This window comes from Mycobacterium sp. ENV421 (assembly GCF_002887815.1).
Classification (GTDB): Bacteria; Actinomycetota; Actinomycetes; order Mycobacteriales; family Mycobacteriaceae; genus Mycobacterium.
Window position 1 is genome coordinate 71,965 of sequence record NZ_PDHO01000012.1, and the last position, 14,782, is coordinate 86,746.

The window sequence follows — 14,782 nt, forward strand, 5'->3', positions numbered from 1 at the left end:
CGCGATGAAGTGGACGGGTCGGGTCATCTGGGTCTCGATCGCCATGCTGCTCATCGTCATCGGCCTGCTGTGGCCGCTGGTGTTCACCGGCAGTGCGCAGGGTGGCCCGTCGTCAGATCCGGTGGTCATCACCGACTATCGCGCCGAGTTCGTCGTCGACCGCGACGGCCGGCTGGACGCCACCGAGATCATCACCGGTGAGTTCCCCAGCGGACGGCACGGGATCTTCCGGTACTGGGACGTCGCCAACCTCAACAGCCCCCACGTCCGCCAGGAACCGCGGATCACCGAGATCCTTCTCGACGACCAGCCGGTGCCCTTCACGTTGCAGTGGGAGAGCGGAAAACGCTTCCGGGTGGCCAAGATCGGCGATCCGAACAGCTACCTCGACTACGGCACCCACGTCTACCGGATCCGCTACAGCATCGACGGCGTCCTCGACCCGGGCGACACCGGTGCGGACCGCAGGTTCGCGTCGTCGACCGGTGATCCCTCGGCGCAGTCGGCGTTCTTCTGGAACGTCGTCGCCCCGGCGTGGAACAACACCATCGACCACGCCGACATCTCGATCACCCTGCCCGGTGGGGTCAGCGGCGCCCAGTGCTCGGTCGGCTTTCGCCTCGGCCGCGCCTGCGACGACCTGACCGTCAGCGGCGATCGCGTGCACCTGTCGGCGAGCAATCTGGCTCCTCGCACACCGGTCACGGTGCGGGCCGGAGTCGAGGTACCCACCCCGCCCCGTGCCGAGCTGCCCTGGACCTTCGGCTGGGACCCGGTCCTCGGCCGGTCGCTGCCCGCCGCCCTGTGGCTGGTCGGCGCGACAGTGGCGGCCGGCCTCGGCGCCTTCCTGTGGTGGCGCACGACGGTCGAGCCACCACCCGGGTTTCCGCTGCAGTACGCGCCGCCGCCCGGCCTGGGACCGGTGCAATGCGAATACATCCGCACCGAGAAGGTGCCGGCCAACGGTCTGACCGCGACGCTGTTCTACCTCGCCGAACGCAAGCTGATCACGCTGCACCAGGTCAGCGCGAAGAAGTGGACCATCACCGGCAGCGCACGGTCGGCGGCGTGGGCCGACGTCGACCCGGTCAGCATCGCCGTCGGCGGGGCGCTCAAGGTGATCGGGCCGGACGCCCGCTTCGACGCCAACGGCACCGTGACCGCGGGCAAGAAGCTGTCCAGCGCCAAGGAGGACATGACCGCGGCGGTCAAGAACTGGGCGTTCGACGGCCTGATGGTCAAGCGCTCGAAGGAGCTCTGGCTGCGGTTCTTCAATTTCCTCGCCCTGGTGCTGGCCGGCTGCGCCTTCATCTGGTCCCCGGCCACGCTGTGGGGGCTGCCGTTCGCGCTGTTCTTCCTGTTCTCGGTCAGGTCCTGGACCGACGGCGTGGGCAGCAGGCGCACCGCCGCGGGGCGCGAACTGTGGTCGCAGGTCGGCGGTTTCCACCGGATGCTGGCCACCGACTCGGCCGAGTCGCGCTTCGACTTCGCCGCCCGCAAGGACCTCTACACCGCCTACATCCCGTTCGCGGTGGCCGGCGGGGTGGCCGCGCTGTGGGCACGCAAGTACCAGACCGCGACCGGCCAAGTCGATCCGCAGCCGGACTGGTATCACTCGTCGTCGGGCACCGGTTGGCATACCGCGACCAGCGGGGGTGCTAGTTTCGACAGCTTCGAGTCGGCGTTGTCGTCGTCGATCGGCGCCTACACCGCCTCGCAGTCCTCGTCGTCGTCCAGCAGTGGCGGCGGTGGGGGCGGTGGCGGCGGAGGCGGCGGCGGTGGTGGCGGGGGAGGAGGCGGATCGTGGTGAGCTTCGTGCTGATCGTGGTGCTGGTGCTCGCGGTCTTGGTGCTGATCGGATTTGTGCTGGGCTACAACAAAGTTCGCGCCGCCGACGTCCGGGTCGACGAAGCGCTGGGCGGCATCGACGTTCAGCTCACCCGGCGGGCGTCGCTGATCCCCAGCCTGGTGCAGACCGTCCAGAGCTTCGCGGCGCACGAGAAGGCCATCCTGGACCACGTCGCCGACGCGCAGACCGCGCTGGCTGCTGCAACCACGGGGAAGTCTGTGGCGCAACGGAGTTCGGCCGAAAAGGAGTTCGACAGCGCGGTCGGTCAGGTGCTGGCGCTGGGCCAGACCTACCCGCAACTGAACTCCTCGAACAACTTCCTCAACCTGCAGCAGAATCTCGCCGACACCGAGGACAAGCTCGCGTTCGCCCGGCAGTACTACAACGACGCGGTGGCGACGGTGAACCGGCTGATCACCACGATTCCGACGATGTTCGTGGCGCCGATGGCCGGGGTCTCGCAGCGCGAGTTCTACCAGGTGCCAAAGTAGAGGCATGCGAATCGTTTTCGCCGGCACACCAGAACCGGCCCTGCCGTCGCTGCAGCGGCTGATCGACTCACCGCGCCACGACGTGATCGCGGTGCTCACCCGTCCGGACGCGGCCGCCGGACGCCGCGGCAAACCCGCGCCGTCACCGGTTGCCCGCCTCGCGGACGAGGTAGGGATCCCGGTGCTGCGCCCGGCACGGCCGAACTCGCCGGAGTTCGTCGCCGAGCTGGCCGAGCTGGCTCCGGAGTGCTGCGCGGTGGTGGCCTACGGCGCGCTGCTGTCCGAGGCGTTGCTCGCCGTTCCCCCGCACGGCTGGATCAACCTGCACTTCTCGCTGCTGCCCGCCTGGCGCGGCGCGGCGCCCGTGCAGGCCGCGATTGCCGCCGGCGACTCCGTTACCGGCGCAACGACTTTCCTGATCGAACCGAGTCTGGACTCCGGACCGGTCTACGGCGTGGTCACCGAGACTGTGCGACCTGCCGACACCTCCGGTGATCTGCTGGACCGGCTGGCCGTCTCCGGTGCCGGCCTGCTGGAGGCGACGCTGGACGGCATCGGCGACGGAACCCTGACGCCGGTGCCGCAGCCCGCTGACGGGGTCAGTGTCGCGCCGAAGATCACTGTCGAGCAGGCGCGGATCTCCTGGGACCTGCCCGCTCACGTCGTCGACCGCCGGATCCGCGCGGTCACCCCCAATCCCGGTGCGTGGACGATGATCGGCGACCTGCGGGTCAAGGTCGGCCCGGTCAGCGTCGACGAGGCGGCCCCGGCGTTGGCGCCGGGGGAGATGACCGTGGATAGGTCCGGGGTCCGGGTGGGTACCGGGTCGCAGCCGGTACTCCTCGGCCAGGTGCAGCCACCCGGCAAGAAGCTCATGAACGCGGCGGACTGGGCCCGCGGTGCCCGGCTCGACGAGACGGTGCGGGCATCGTGACGGATCGACCGCAGCGGCCAGGACGCGGCAAACCGCAGGGCGGCAAGCGTTTTCAAAATGGCTCCGGCCAGAAGCGGGACCGCACCGGAGCGCCGCCCGGACGGGATCGCACCCAGCAACGCCCGCCGCGCAGGTCGCGGCGCACCCCGCTGGACCCGGCCCGTCAGGCGGCGTTCGACGTGCTGCGCGCGGTATCGGAGCGGGACGCCTACGCGAACCTGGTGTTACCGTCGATGCTGGCCGAGCGCGGCATCCACGGCCGCGACGCGGCATTCGCCACCGAACTCGCCTACGGCACCTGCCGCACCATGGGTCTGCTGGACGCCGTGATCTCGGCCGCCGCTGGCCGCCCCATCGAGCAGATCGACCCGGTGCTGCTGGACCTGCTGCGCCTGGGCAGCTATCAGCTGCTGCGCACCAACGTCGCCGAACATGCCGCGGTATCCACCACCGTCGAGCAGGCCGGCATCGAATTCGACAGTGTCCGAGCAGGTTTCGTCAACGGCGTATTGCGCACGATCTCCGGGCGCGACGAGGCCGGCTGGGTGGCCGAACTGGCCCCGTCCAAGGACACCGACCCGGTCGGCCACCTGGCGTTCGTCAACGCCCATCCACGCTGGATCGCCCAGTCGTTCGCCGATGCGCTCGGCGCCCACGCGGGCGAGCTGGACGCCGCCCTGGCCGCCGACAACGCCCGCCCCGGCGTGCACCTGGCCGCACGCCCCGGTGTGCTGACCGCCGACGAGCTGGCCACCGCGGTCGACGGGACTGTCGGCCGCTACTCGCCGTACGCGGTGTACCTCGGCAGCGGTGACCCGGGCCGGCTGGCCGCGGTGCGCGAGGACAAGGCGCTGGTGCAGGACGAGGGCAGCCAGCTGGTGGCCCGGGCGCTGACGCTGGCACCGCTGGTCGGCGACGACGGTGGCCGCTGGCTGGACCTGTGCTCCGGCCCGGGCGGTAAGACCGCGCTGATCGCCGCGATCGCCGCACAGCAGGGTGGCACCGTCACCGCGATCGAGCCGGCCTCGCGCCGGGCCGAGCTGGTCGAGCAGAACACCCGTGGCCTGCCGGTCGAGGTGCTGCGCGTCGACGGCCGCGAGTCGTCGCTGCAGCCCGGCAGTTTCGACCGGGTACTCGTCGACGCGCCCTGCACCGGACTGGGGGCGTTGCGGCGCCGCCCGGAGGCCCGCTGGCGCCGCACCCCGGCCGACGTCCCGGTGCTGGCCAAGCTGCAGCGCGAACTGCTGGCCGCCGCGATCGCCCTGGTCCGCCCCGGCGGCGTGGTGCTCTACGCCACCTGTTCCCCGCACCTGGCCGAGACCGTCGGAGTGGTCTCCGATGCGCTGCGCCGCCATCGCGTCACCGCGCTGGACACCCGCCCGCTGTTCGCCCCGGCAGACCAACTCGGTGACGGCCCGCACGTGCAGCTGTGGCCGCACCGGCACGGCACCGACGCCATGTTCGCGGCCGCTCTGCAGAAGACTGTTTAATGGCTGCCATGCGACCCCTGATCGCCCCGTCGATCCTGTCCGCCGACTTCGCCCGCCTGGCCGAGGAGGCCGCCGCGGTCGAGGGCGCCGACTGGCTGCACGTCGACGTGATGGACGGCCACTTCGTCCCCAACCTCACGTTGGGCCTGCCGGTGGTGGAGAGCCTGCTCAAGGCAACCGACATCCCGATGGACTGCCATCTGATGATCGACGACCCCGACCGCTGGGCGCCCGGCTACGCCGAGGCAGGCGCGTACAACGTGACGTTCCACGCCGAGGCGACCGACAACCCGGTCGCGGTGGCCCGCGACATCCGCGCCGCGGGCGCCAAGGCCGGCCTGTCGGTCAAGCCGGGCACCCCGCTGGAGCCGTACCTGGACATCCTGCGCGACTTCGACACGCTGCTGGTGATGTCGGTCGAGCCGGGCTTCGGCGGCCAGAGCTTCATCGCCGAGGTGCTGTCCAAGGTTGCGACCGCCCGCCGGCTGGTCGACTCGGGCGATCTGACGATCCTGGTGGAGATCGACGGCGGCATCAACGCGGACACCATCGAGCAGGCCGCCGAGGCCGGCGTCGACTGCTTCGTCGCCGGCTCGGCGGTCTACGGCGCCGGTGACCCGGCCGCGGCGGTCGAGGCGCTGCGCAGGCAGGCCGCCTCCGCGTCGCAGCATCTGCGCATATGACCGCACCCACGCCGGCGGAGGTCGACGCCGCGATGCGGCTGGGCATCGACCGGGCGCAGCGGGTCAAAGGCTCGACGTACCCGAATCCGCCTGTGGGAGCGGTCATTCTGAGTGCGGAGGGCGAAGTCGTCGGCGTCGGTGGCACTGCGCCCACCGGCGGCCCGCATGCCGAGGTGATGGCACTGAGGGAGGCGGGGGAGCGGGCGGCCGGCGGTATCGCCGTCGTCACGCTAGAACCGTGCAACCATCATGGGCGCACCCCGCCGTGCGTCGATGCCCTGATCCAGGCCCGGGTGGCGTCCGTGGTGTACGCCGTCGCCGATCCCAATCCGGTGGCCTCCGGAGGTGCTGATCGCCTGCGCGCCGCCGGAATCGACGTTGTCGCCGGAGTGTGCGCCGAGGAGGTGGCCGCCGGTCCGCTGCGCGAGTGGCTGCACAAGCAGCGGGCCGGACGCCCGCACGTCACCTGGAAATTCGCCACCAGTGTCGACGGCCGCAGCGCGGCCGCGGACGGATCCTCGCAGTGGATAACCAGTGCGGCCGCCCGCGCCGACCTGCACATCCGCCGCGCCGCATGCGACGCGATCGTCGTCGGCACCGGCACGGTGGACATCGACGACCCGACGCTGACGGCCCGGTTGCCCGGCGGCGGGCTTGCCGAGCGACAGCCACTGCGTGTGGTGGTCGGCATGCGGGAGATCTCGCCGGAAGCCAATGTGCTCAACGAGGATTCGCACACGATGGTGATCCGCACCCACGATCCGCACGAGGTGATCCAGGCGTTGTCCGATCGCACCGATGTGCTGCTCGAGGGCGGGCCGACCCTGGCCGGCGCGTTCCTGCGGGCCGGTGTCATCGACCGAATCCTGGCCTACGTCGGGCCGATCCTGCTCGGCGGTCCGGTCACCGCCGTCGACGACGTCGGCGTGCCCAGCATTGCGCGGGCGTTGCGCTGGCGCTACGACGGCGTCGACCGGATCGGGCCGGACCTGCTGCTGAGCCTGGTGCCCGGCTAGCCGGCGAACGTTTCGACCAGTTGTCCGCAGAACGCGGGCAGATCGTCGGGCTTGCGGCTGGAGACCAGGGTGTTCGGGCCGCCGGTGCACACCACGACCTCCTGGTCGACCCACTCGGCCCCGGCGTTGCGCAGATCGGTCTGCACGCTGGGCCACGAGGTGATCTGACGGCCCTCGACCACATCGGCCTCGATCAGGGTCCACGGCCCGTGGCAGATCACGCCGACCGGCTTGCCCGCGTCGAAGAAGCCCTTGATGAAGCCGACCGCCGACGAGTTGGTGCGCAGCAGATCGGGGTTGGCCACCCCGCCGGGCAGCACCAGACCGTCGTAGTCGGACGCCGAGACGGCGTCGGCCGCCTTGTCTGCCTCGAAGGTGTCGGCCGGGGTGAGGTGGTTGAACGCCTGGACCTTGCCGACCTCGGTCGATACCAGCTCCGGGGTGCCGCCGGCCTTCTCGACGGCTTCCCACGGCTTGGTCAACTCGACCTGCTCGGTGCCCTCGGGGGCGACCAGGAATGCGATCTTCTTGCCAGAGAGTTCGTTGCTCATGACCAGTCGGGTACCCGCCGACCGCTTGGTCAATACACCGGGTTGGTCAACGGTGCGACCGACCAGTTGGACAACTCCGAGGGCCCAAGGATGCGGTGGCGGGTCTGGCCCGCGGTGTAGAACGTGAATTTCGTGGCGCGGTAGCACTGTTCGAAGCAGTCGAAGGCCTGCCCGTCGGCGTCGAAGCTGACCCCGCGCACTCGGACGATCGGGTCGCCCGCCGGGATGTCCAGGTGTTCGGCCTCCCAGCTGTTGGGGGTGTCGACTTCGAACGCCTGCTCGGTGTACTCATCGGTGAGCTGGTAACGCTCCGCGATGAAGCGATACAGCGAGCCGCCCTCGGCCAGGAGATCGTGGTCGATCGCGGGGACTCTGTCCAACGGCAACACGGCGCGCTCGAGGATCTTGTCGGAGCTGCCGATGCTGCGTTTACGCCAGATCTCCCACACCGGTTGGCCGGGATCGACCCCCAACGCGGTGGCAATCGTCGTACTCGGAAGTCCGACACCGATGGAGATCAACGCGGTGCTGACCGCGGGGAGTCCGCGCTCGTTGTCGAGCAGGGTGTGTAGCAGTTCGCCGGGGCGCGTCGGGTCGCTCGCGATACGCGGCTCGGCGACGAATGTCCCCAGGCCCTGCCGCCGGGTGATCTTGCCGGCCCGCTCGAGTTCGTCGAGGGCGCGCCGCACGCTGATGCCGCTGACTCCGGCGATCTCGGCGAGCTCTGTTGTCGAGGGCAGGCGATCGCCGGGCTGGAGGCCGCGCTCAGCCATGATCCCGAGCACGAGGTCGTAGACGTGCTGGTACCGCAGCTTGCGGTCCGCGGGCGCCGCGGTGGTCTCGGCGCGCTTGGCCGTCGGCATCGTGGTGTTCTCCCTCCCCGCACCAACAGGTTAGTGCACTCAGTATGCAGATACCCGGTATTGCGGTGATTATGCTTGTGAACTGAGAGTTTTCCCGAATAACCCGAAAACTTTCCGAAACAATCACGCAATGGGCCGGCAATCAACGACACTCATACTACTCTGTATACAGAGTGTGGCTCAGAAGGGATTGCCATGGCATCAGCGATAGATCGTCGGACGTTTCTGCGGACCTCGGCGGTGGTTGCCGCCGCCGTGGGCGGAGCGGCGGCGCTCGCGTCCTGCGCACCGCAGACGGCGAGCAGCACCGTGTTGCGGGTCGGCTCCACCACCGATATCGACTCGTTGAATCCGTTCACCGCGGACTCCACCCAGTCCGACGACGTCCTGCAACTGGTCTACGACCGGTTGATGGGCTATGACGCGCAACTCAACATCGGGCCCTCGCTGGCCACCGACGTGCAGGTCACCGACGGCGGCAAGACCTTCACCTACAGCCTGCGGTCCGGGGTGAAGTGGCACGACGGCAAGGACTTCAGCGCCGACGACGTCGTCTTCACCTTCCTGATGGTGCGCGACAACGACTACGGCACCTATGGGGCCTACGTGAAGGACCTCACCGATGCGGTCAAAGTCGGCGACAACCAGGTTCGGCTGACCTACTCGCAGCCGCAGACGCTGCAGCCCGGCGTCATCATGCCCATCGCCCCAAAGCACCTGTGGGAGAGCGTCGCAAAGGACGATCTGCCCAAGTATGCAAACGACAAGCCGGTCGGAACCGGACCGTTCAGCTTCGTCTCCTGGGACAAGGGCAGTGTTGCCACCGTCACCCGAAACGATGCGTGGTGGGGTGCCAAACCGGCAGCCCAGAAAGTCACCTGGACCAAATTCGGCTCCGACGACGTGGTCACCCAGGCGCTGCGGAGCGGCGACATCGACATCGTCCCGGAGGTGCCGCCCACGATCTACACCGGTCTGCAGAACGCCTCCAACGTCAAAACGACTGCGATGGAATCGTTCTCATTCCACATGATCGGCTTCAACTGTTCGACCGCCCCCGGCTCGAAGGGCAACCCCATTCTGCGTGATCCGGTGGTGCGCCAGGCGCTGTCCTGCGCGGTCGACCGCAGGCAGCTGGTCGAGCTGGCGCTGGCCGGCTATGGAGAACCCGGTACCGATCTGCTGCCACCGGCCTTCGGCGACTTCCACTTCGTGCCCGCACCCGACGCGGTGTTGGACAACAATCCGGCCAAGGCCAAGGAGCTGCTCGACAAGGCCGGCTACACCGACCGCAACGGCGATGGCATCCGCGAATCCAAAGACGGTGCGCCACTGGAGTTCCGGCTGCTGGTCATCGCCGACACCACGGTGGATATGAAGGCCGCCGACCTGTTTGTCACCGCGGCCAAAGCCGTCGGGGTGAACCTCAAGCTGTCCAGCACCGACGCCGACAGCATGGGCGCGACGGTCTACAACGCCGACACCCCGGACTGGGACGTGATGATCTGGGGCTGGGATTCCTCGTTCTACGACCCGTCGTACCTCCTGGGCATCGCCACCACCGACCAAATCGGCGGCAACAACGACACGTTCTGGACCGACCCCCGCTATGACGAGCTCTATCAACAGCAATCGACCACAGTCGACCGCGCTGCCCGGGTCGCGCTGGTCCAGGAGATGCAGGCCATTCACTACGCCGCCTGCCCCTACATCGTGATGTGGTATCAGAAGAAGCTCACCGGTACCCGGACCACTACCTGGACCGGTTGGCAGCCGATGAACGGCGGCATGATCCTGAACTTCCCACGGGTGAACTACCTCGACGTGAAGCCGGCCTGAGACTCGATGCTGAGGTACCTCGGGCAAAAGGTTTCTTACCTGGTGCTCACTCTGGTGGCGGTGGTGGCGACGAATTTCGTTCTCTTCCATCTGATGCCGGGCGATCCGGTGACACACATCGCGCGCGGCCAGCACCTGGACGCCGACGCGATCGCCCGGCTGCGCACCTATTACGGGCTCGACGAGCCGATGGCGTCCCAGTTCGTCACGTATCTGCACAACCTGATCACGGGCGACCTCGGATTCTCCTACACCTATCAGGCCGCTGTGGGACCGATCGTGGTGAAAGCCCTTGGCAACACGTTGATCCTGGTGACCATCTCCACCCTGCTGGTGATCATCCTCGGCGTGCTGATCGGGGTGTTCGCCGCATCCCGGCGCGGAACGCGTACCGACTCCGGCCTGGTGATCGGATCGCTGGTGTTCTGGAGCCTGCCGACGTTCTGGGTGGGCATGCTGCTGATCTTCGTCTTCGCCGTCGCGCTCGGGTGGTTCCCGATCGCGGGCATGTACACGGCTGACGCGCTATACCCGACGGTGTTCACCCGAATCGCTGACTTGGCACGGCATCTCGTGTTGCCCACGATCGCGATGGTGCTGGTCGACATCGCCCAATTCGTCCTGATCACCCGCAGCTCGCTGCTGGCGACCCTGTCCGAGGATTACATGACCACTGCGCGGGCCAAGGGCCTGACTCCGCGACGGGTGCTCTGGCGCCACGGGGTGCGCAATGCGCTGCTACCGGTGGTGACGGCCACCACGCTGTACGCCAGTGCCACCGTCGGTGGCACCATCCAGGTGGAGACGGTGTTCTCCTGGCCCGGCATGGGCCAGTTGATCTACCTGTCGGTGATCCGGCGCGACTACCCGGTGATGGAAGCCTGCTTCCTGATCTTCGCGGTGGTGGTCGTGCTGGCCAACTTCGCCAGCGACGTCGTCTACCGGATGCTCGACCCGCGGGTGCGGCTGACGTGACCGGCCCGCTGCTCGACCCCAGCCTGGAACCCGAAGAGCCTGCCGCGGCGCACGTGCCCGGCGGCTGGCGCGGTGTGCTGCGTCAACTCCTGGCCGACCCGATGGGCCGCATCGGCCTGCTCACCGTCGCCGCCGTCATGCTCGTGGCGATCCTCGGCCCGCTGCTGGCGCCATACGACCGAACCGATGTCGCCGAGTCGCGCACCGGAATCCTGTTGCCGCCCAGCGGCGCCCACTGGCTGGGCACCGACGAACTGGGCCGGGACATCCTGCGTCAGGTGCTGGCAGGCACGTCGGTGTCACTGGAGATCGGCCTGATCGCCACCCTGATCACGGTTCTGATCGGGACTCTGGTCGGCGTGCTGGCCGGCTGGTTCACCGGTTTCGTCGACGCCGTGCTGATGCGGATCACCGACTTCTTCCTGGTGCTGCCCAACCTGCCGCTGATGATCGCACTCGGCGCGATCATCGGGCAGAGCCTGCCGATGATCGTGCTCGTGATCGCGGTCACCAGCTGGCCAAGCACCGCGCGTATCGTCCGCTCCCAGGCGCTCGCGCTGCGCGAACGTGAAGTGGTGGCCCGCGCCAAAACAGTCGGACTGTCCTCGGTGGGCATCCTGTGGCGGCTGATCCTGCCCGGGGTCATGGCACTCGTGATCGCCAACGCGGTCTTGGTGATCGCCGGGTCGATCCTCGCCGAAGCCACGCTGTCGTTCCTCGGACTCGGCGACCCCACCCGCACCTCATGGGGGCAGATCCTGCACAACGCCTTCGCCGCCGGGGCGGTGGGCAACGGTTTCTGGTGGTATTTCCTGCCGCCCGGCGTCGGCATCGTGGCGGTGGTGCTCGCCTTCTCACTGGTCGGCCAGAGCCTGGAGCGGATCCTCAACCCCCGGCTGGCGGTGGTCGAATGACACTGCTCAGCATTCGCAATCTGACCGTCACCTACGGTGCCGGGGTACGGGCGGTCGACGGAGTCGACCTGGATGTCTCAGCCGGTGAGGTGGTCGGGCTGGCCGGGGAATCCGGTTGCGGCAAAAGCACGTTGGCGCTCGCGGTGGCGCGACTGCTGCCGCGCGGCGCCGTCGCGACCGCCGACGAGCTGAGCTTCGCGGGAACGGATCTGCGCACCGTCGCCGAGGCCGAACTGCGGGCTATCCGGTGGCGGCGGTTGTCACTGGTGTTCCAGGGCGCGATGAACGGATTCAACCCGGTGATGACGGTCGGCGATCAGATCCGCGAGGCGATCCGGGCGCACGAACCCGCCGCCGATCGAAAAGCTCTGCGGCACAGAGTCGCAGAGCTGCTGACCCAGGTCGGGATCCCGGCGGGACGCGCCGCCGACTATCCGCATCAACTCTCCGGCGGGATGAAGCAGCGTGCGATGATCGCGATGGCACTGGCGTGTCGGCCCGATCTGGTGATCGCCGACGAACCCACCACGGCACTCGATGTCATGACCCAGGCGCAGATCCTCGAGTTGATCCGCGGCCTGGCCGACGAACTCGGGCTGGCGATGCTGATCATCTCCCACGACCTGACCGTGCTCGCCGAACTGTGCGACCGGGTCGCGGTCATGTACGCCGGGCGGATCGCCGAGCGTGGGCCGGCCGAGGAGATCTTGACCTCCGGGACCAGGCCCGCGCATCCCTACACTCGCCGATTGCTGGACTGCTATCCGCGGCTGGACTCCGGACAGGCGTCGATCAGCGGGATCCCGGGCAGCCCGCCCGATCTGGCACACCCGCCCGCGGGGTGCCGGTTCCACGACCGCTGCGCCGAGCGATTGGCCCGCTGCGCGACCGACGATCCGGCGTTGCGGCCGGTGCCCGGTGGCGTCGACCATGTCGCGGCATGCCACCTGGTGGGGGTGCCCGCATGACCAAGCCGGTGGTCGCCGAGGTGCGCGACCTACACGTGCACTTCCCGGTGCGACACGGCCGTCGACGGCTGATCGCCCGTGCGGTCGACGGTGTCGACCTGTGTGTCCGCGAGGGTGAGATCGTGGCTCTGGTCGGTGAATCGGGTTGCGGCAAAACCACCGTCGCGCGCACGATCATGCGGCTCGTCGAGGCCAGCTCGGGATCGGTGTCGGTAGGCGGGGTCGACATCACCCACGCCCGCGGTGCCGCGCTGCGCAGGCAGCGCCGTGATTTCCAGATGATCTTCCAGGACCCGTTCGAGAGCCTGCCCAGCGACGCCACCGCGATCGGCGTCGTCAGCGAGGGCCTCGCCATCCACCGTCGCGACCTGGATGCGGCGGGCCGGCGCCGGGTTGCGCTGGCGGCGCTGGAGATGTGCGGGTTGACCCCGGCGGCGGCGATCGCGCAGCGCCGCATCTTCCAACTCTCCGGCGGCCAGCGCCAGCGGGTGGCCATCGCGGCCGCGCTCGCGCTGGAACCCCGGCTGCTGGTGGCCGACGAACCGGTCTCGATGCTCGACGTGTCGCTGCGCGCCGGGGTCGTCAGGGTCTTGCTGGACATGCGCGAACGCCTCGGGGTGGCCATCCTGTTCATCACCCACGACCTCGCCTTGGCCGGCGTGTTCGCCGACCGGGTGGCGGTCCTCTACCTGGGCCGGGTGGTCGAGCAAGGCCCCGCCGCCGACGTGATCGGCACGCCCCGGCACCCCTACACCCGCGCGCTGGTCGACGTCATGCCGAAGGCCGGTGAGGGCAGACGGGCGGCTCGCACGCTGCTGAGCGGTGAGCCGCCCAACGCCACCGCCACCCCGCCGGGCTGCAGTTTCGCGCCGCGCTGTCCGCTCTACCGGCAGCTCGGCCAGCCCGAACGCTGCCGCACCGACCAGCCCACACTGGCCGCCGCAACATCGGAACATGTTGTGGCATGCCATTTTTCGGACCTCGAAGAATCACCAACACCGAAGGAGAACACGACATGACCGTCACTCGTGACGAAGCGATCGAGCTGCTCGAGGCGATGGTTCGAATCGACTCCGTGACGCCCTGGCTGATCCCGGGCGGCGCCGGAGAGGGTGAGGTCGCCCGGTTCATGCGCGACTGGCTGGCCGATCTGGGCCTGGACGTGACGCTGGAGGAGGTGGAACCCGGCCGGCCCAACGTGCTGGCCTGGCTGCGGGGCAGCGCACCCGGCCCGACGATCTGCCTGTCCGCCCACAGCGACACCGTCGGCTATGCGAACTGGGCCGACACCGCCCTGCAGCCGGTGATCGACGGCGACCGGATGATCGGGCTCGGGGTGGCCGACGACAAGGGCGGCTGCGCCGCCGCGATGCTGGCGGTGCGCGAATTGGTGCGCTCGGGAACGGAATTGGCCGGCAATGTGCTGGTCGCGCTGGTGATCGACGAGGAGGGCATCAGCATCGGCACCGAGCATCTGGTGGCCCACCATGCCGACGAGATCGACCTGGCCATCAACCTCGAGCCCGACGGTTCGCACACCATCTACGGCGAGCACCAGGGATTCGGCTGGATCGACATCGTGGTGCACGGTGAGCCGGCCCACGGATCGGCACCCGACAAGGGCGTCGACGCGATCGTGCACATGGCCGAGGTGGTGACCCGCCTACACCAACTCGACGAGACCCGCTGGAAGCCGAACCCCGACCCCAAGAACGGCCGCACGGTGTTTCACACCGGGACGATCCGCGGCGGCACCGACTACGCCACCTACCCCAATCAGGCCGTGCTGGGCATCGAGATCGGCACCCAGCCGGGTGAGACGCTGGCCGACCGGGTCGCCGAGATCGAGGCGATCTTTGCAGAGGTCACGCAGTCCGAGCCGCGCTTCCGCGGTGAGGTGATCGTCCGACTGGACCGCGATCCCTTCACCGGTGAGGGCAACGAGGCGCTGCTGAGCGCACTGGGCGACGCGACGGAAGCCGTCAACGGGGTGCGCTCACCGGTGACCGGCCTCAACGCCTGGACCGACGCCGCCCTGTTCCAGAGCGCAGGCATCCCCACGGTTCTGTTCGGGCCGGAGGGCGGCAACTATCACGCCGCCCAGGAGTGGGTCTCCATCCCGGACACGATCGCCACCACCGAAATCCTCCACCGCACGCTGGTGACCCTGCTGGGCACCTCCGTCTCTGCTTCCCAGTGATGACAACGA

The 14,782-nt window shown here is 68.8% G+C and carries 14 protein-coding genes; 12 read left to right on the plus strand and 2 right to left on the minus strand.

The features are described 5' to 3' along the window. Positions 1–4: 4 nt before the first annotated feature. The 6 genes from CRM90_RS16085 to ribD all read left to right on the plus strand — a co-directional run bounded on the left by CRM90_RS16085 (position 5) and on the right by ribD (position 6,463). Positions 5–1,810 (plus strand): DUF2207 domain-containing protein, encoded by a 1,806-nt coding sequence (locus tag CRM90_RS16085; protein WP_102807955.1) that lies wholly within the window; start codon positions 5–7, stop codon positions 1,808–1,810. Then, positions 1,804–2,340, plus strand: coding sequence for a LemA family protein (locus tag CRM90_RS16090; RefSeq protein WP_102807956.1), 537 nt, complete (start codon positions 1,804–1,806; stop codon positions 2,338–2,340). The genes CRM90_RS16085 and CRM90_RS16090 overlap by 7 nt, the downstream gene beginning before the upstream one ends. A 4-nt stretch (positions 2,341–2,344) precedes the next feature. Next, positions 2,345–3,274, plus strand: coding sequence for a methionyl-tRNA formyltransferase (fmt, locus tag CRM90_RS16095; RefSeq protein WP_102807957.1), 930 nt, complete (start codon positions 2,345–2,347; stop codon positions 3,272–3,274). 149 nt (positions 3,275–3,423) lie between these two features. After that, positions 3,424–4,764 carry an RsmB/NOP family class I SAM-dependent RNA methyltransferase gene (locus tag CRM90_RS16100; protein ID WP_102808020.1) on the plus strand — a complete coding sequence of 447 codons (1,341 nt, stop codon included), beginning with the start codon at positions 3,424–3,426 and terminating at the stop codon, positions 4,762–4,764. After that, positions 4,764–5,447 (plus strand): ribulose-phosphate 3-epimerase, encoded by a 684-nt coding sequence (gene rpe, locus CRM90_RS16105; protein ID WP_199189917.1) that lies wholly within the window; start codon positions 4,764–4,766, stop codon positions 5,445–5,447. Before CRM90_RS16100 ends, rpe begins: the two co-directional genes overlap by 1 nt. Continuing rightward, entirely contained in the window at positions 5,444–6,463 is a 1,020-nt protein-coding gene (ribD, locus tag CRM90_RS16110) for a bifunctional diaminohydroxyphosphoribosylaminopyrimidine deaminase/5-amino-6-(5-phosphoribosylamino)uracil reductase RibD (RefSeq protein ID WP_102807958.1), read from the plus strand. Before rpe ends, ribD begins: the two co-directional genes overlap by 4 nt. On the opposite strand, the gene CRM90_RS16115 is transcribed toward ribD, so the two are convergent. After that, positions 6,460–7,014, minus strand: coding sequence for a type 1 glutamine amidotransferase domain-containing protein (locus CRM90_RS16115; RefSeq protein ID WP_102808021.1), 555 nt, complete (start codon positions 7,012–7,014; stop codon positions 6,460–6,462). The genes ribD and CRM90_RS16115 overlap by 4 nt on opposite strands. A 29-nt stretch (positions 7,015–7,043) precedes the next feature. Continuing rightward, a complete protein-coding gene (locus CRM90_RS16120) occupies positions 7,044–7,877 on the minus strand; it encodes a GntR family transcriptional regulator (RefSeq protein ID WP_102807959.1) in 834 nt (277 codons plus the stop codon). Positions 7,878–8,072: 195 nt separating this feature from the next. Between CRM90_RS16120 and CRM90_RS16125 the strand changes: the two genes are divergently transcribed. Genes CRM90_RS16125 through CRM90_RS16150 form a run of 6 tightly spaced genes read left to right on the plus strand, consistent with a single transcriptional unit; the run spans position 8,073 to position 14,773 of the window. Beyond that, positions 8,073–9,716, plus strand: a complete 1,644-nt coding sequence (locus CRM90_RS16125) for an ABC transporter substrate-binding protein (protein ID WP_102807960.1) — start codon at positions 8,073–8,075, stop codon at positions 9,714–9,716. Positions 9,717–9,722: 6 nt separating this feature from the next. Then, positions 9,723–10,691 (plus strand): ABC transporter permease, encoded by a 969-nt coding sequence (locus CRM90_RS16130; protein ID WP_102807961.1) that lies wholly within the window; start codon positions 9,723–9,725, stop codon positions 10,689–10,691. Further along, positions 10,688–11,605, plus strand: a complete 918-nt coding sequence (locus CRM90_RS16135; RefSeq protein ID WP_102807962.1) for an ABC transporter permease — start codon at positions 10,688–10,690, stop codon at positions 11,603–11,605. Before CRM90_RS16130 ends, CRM90_RS16135 begins: the two co-directional genes overlap by 4 nt. Then, a complete protein-coding gene (locus tag CRM90_RS16140) occupies positions 11,602–12,573 on the plus strand; it encodes an ABC transporter ATP-binding protein (RefSeq protein ID WP_102807963.1) in 972 nt (323 codons plus the stop codon). Before CRM90_RS16135 ends, CRM90_RS16140 begins: the two co-directional genes overlap by 4 nt. After that, entirely contained in the window at positions 12,570–13,592 is a 1,023-nt protein-coding gene (locus tag CRM90_RS16145) for an ABC transporter ATP-binding protein (RefSeq protein ID WP_158249026.1), read from the plus strand. Before CRM90_RS16140 ends, CRM90_RS16145 begins: the two co-directional genes overlap by 4 nt. Further along, the gene (locus CRM90_RS16150) at positions 13,589–14,773 is read left to right on the plus strand and encodes a M20 family metallopeptidase (protein ID WP_158249027.1); all 1,185 of its coding nucleotides are present in this window, start codon (positions 13,589–13,591) and stop codon (positions 14,771–14,773) included. The genes CRM90_RS16145 and CRM90_RS16150 overlap by 4 nt, the downstream gene beginning before the upstream one ends. Positions 14,774–14,782 lie beyond the last annotated feature (9 nt).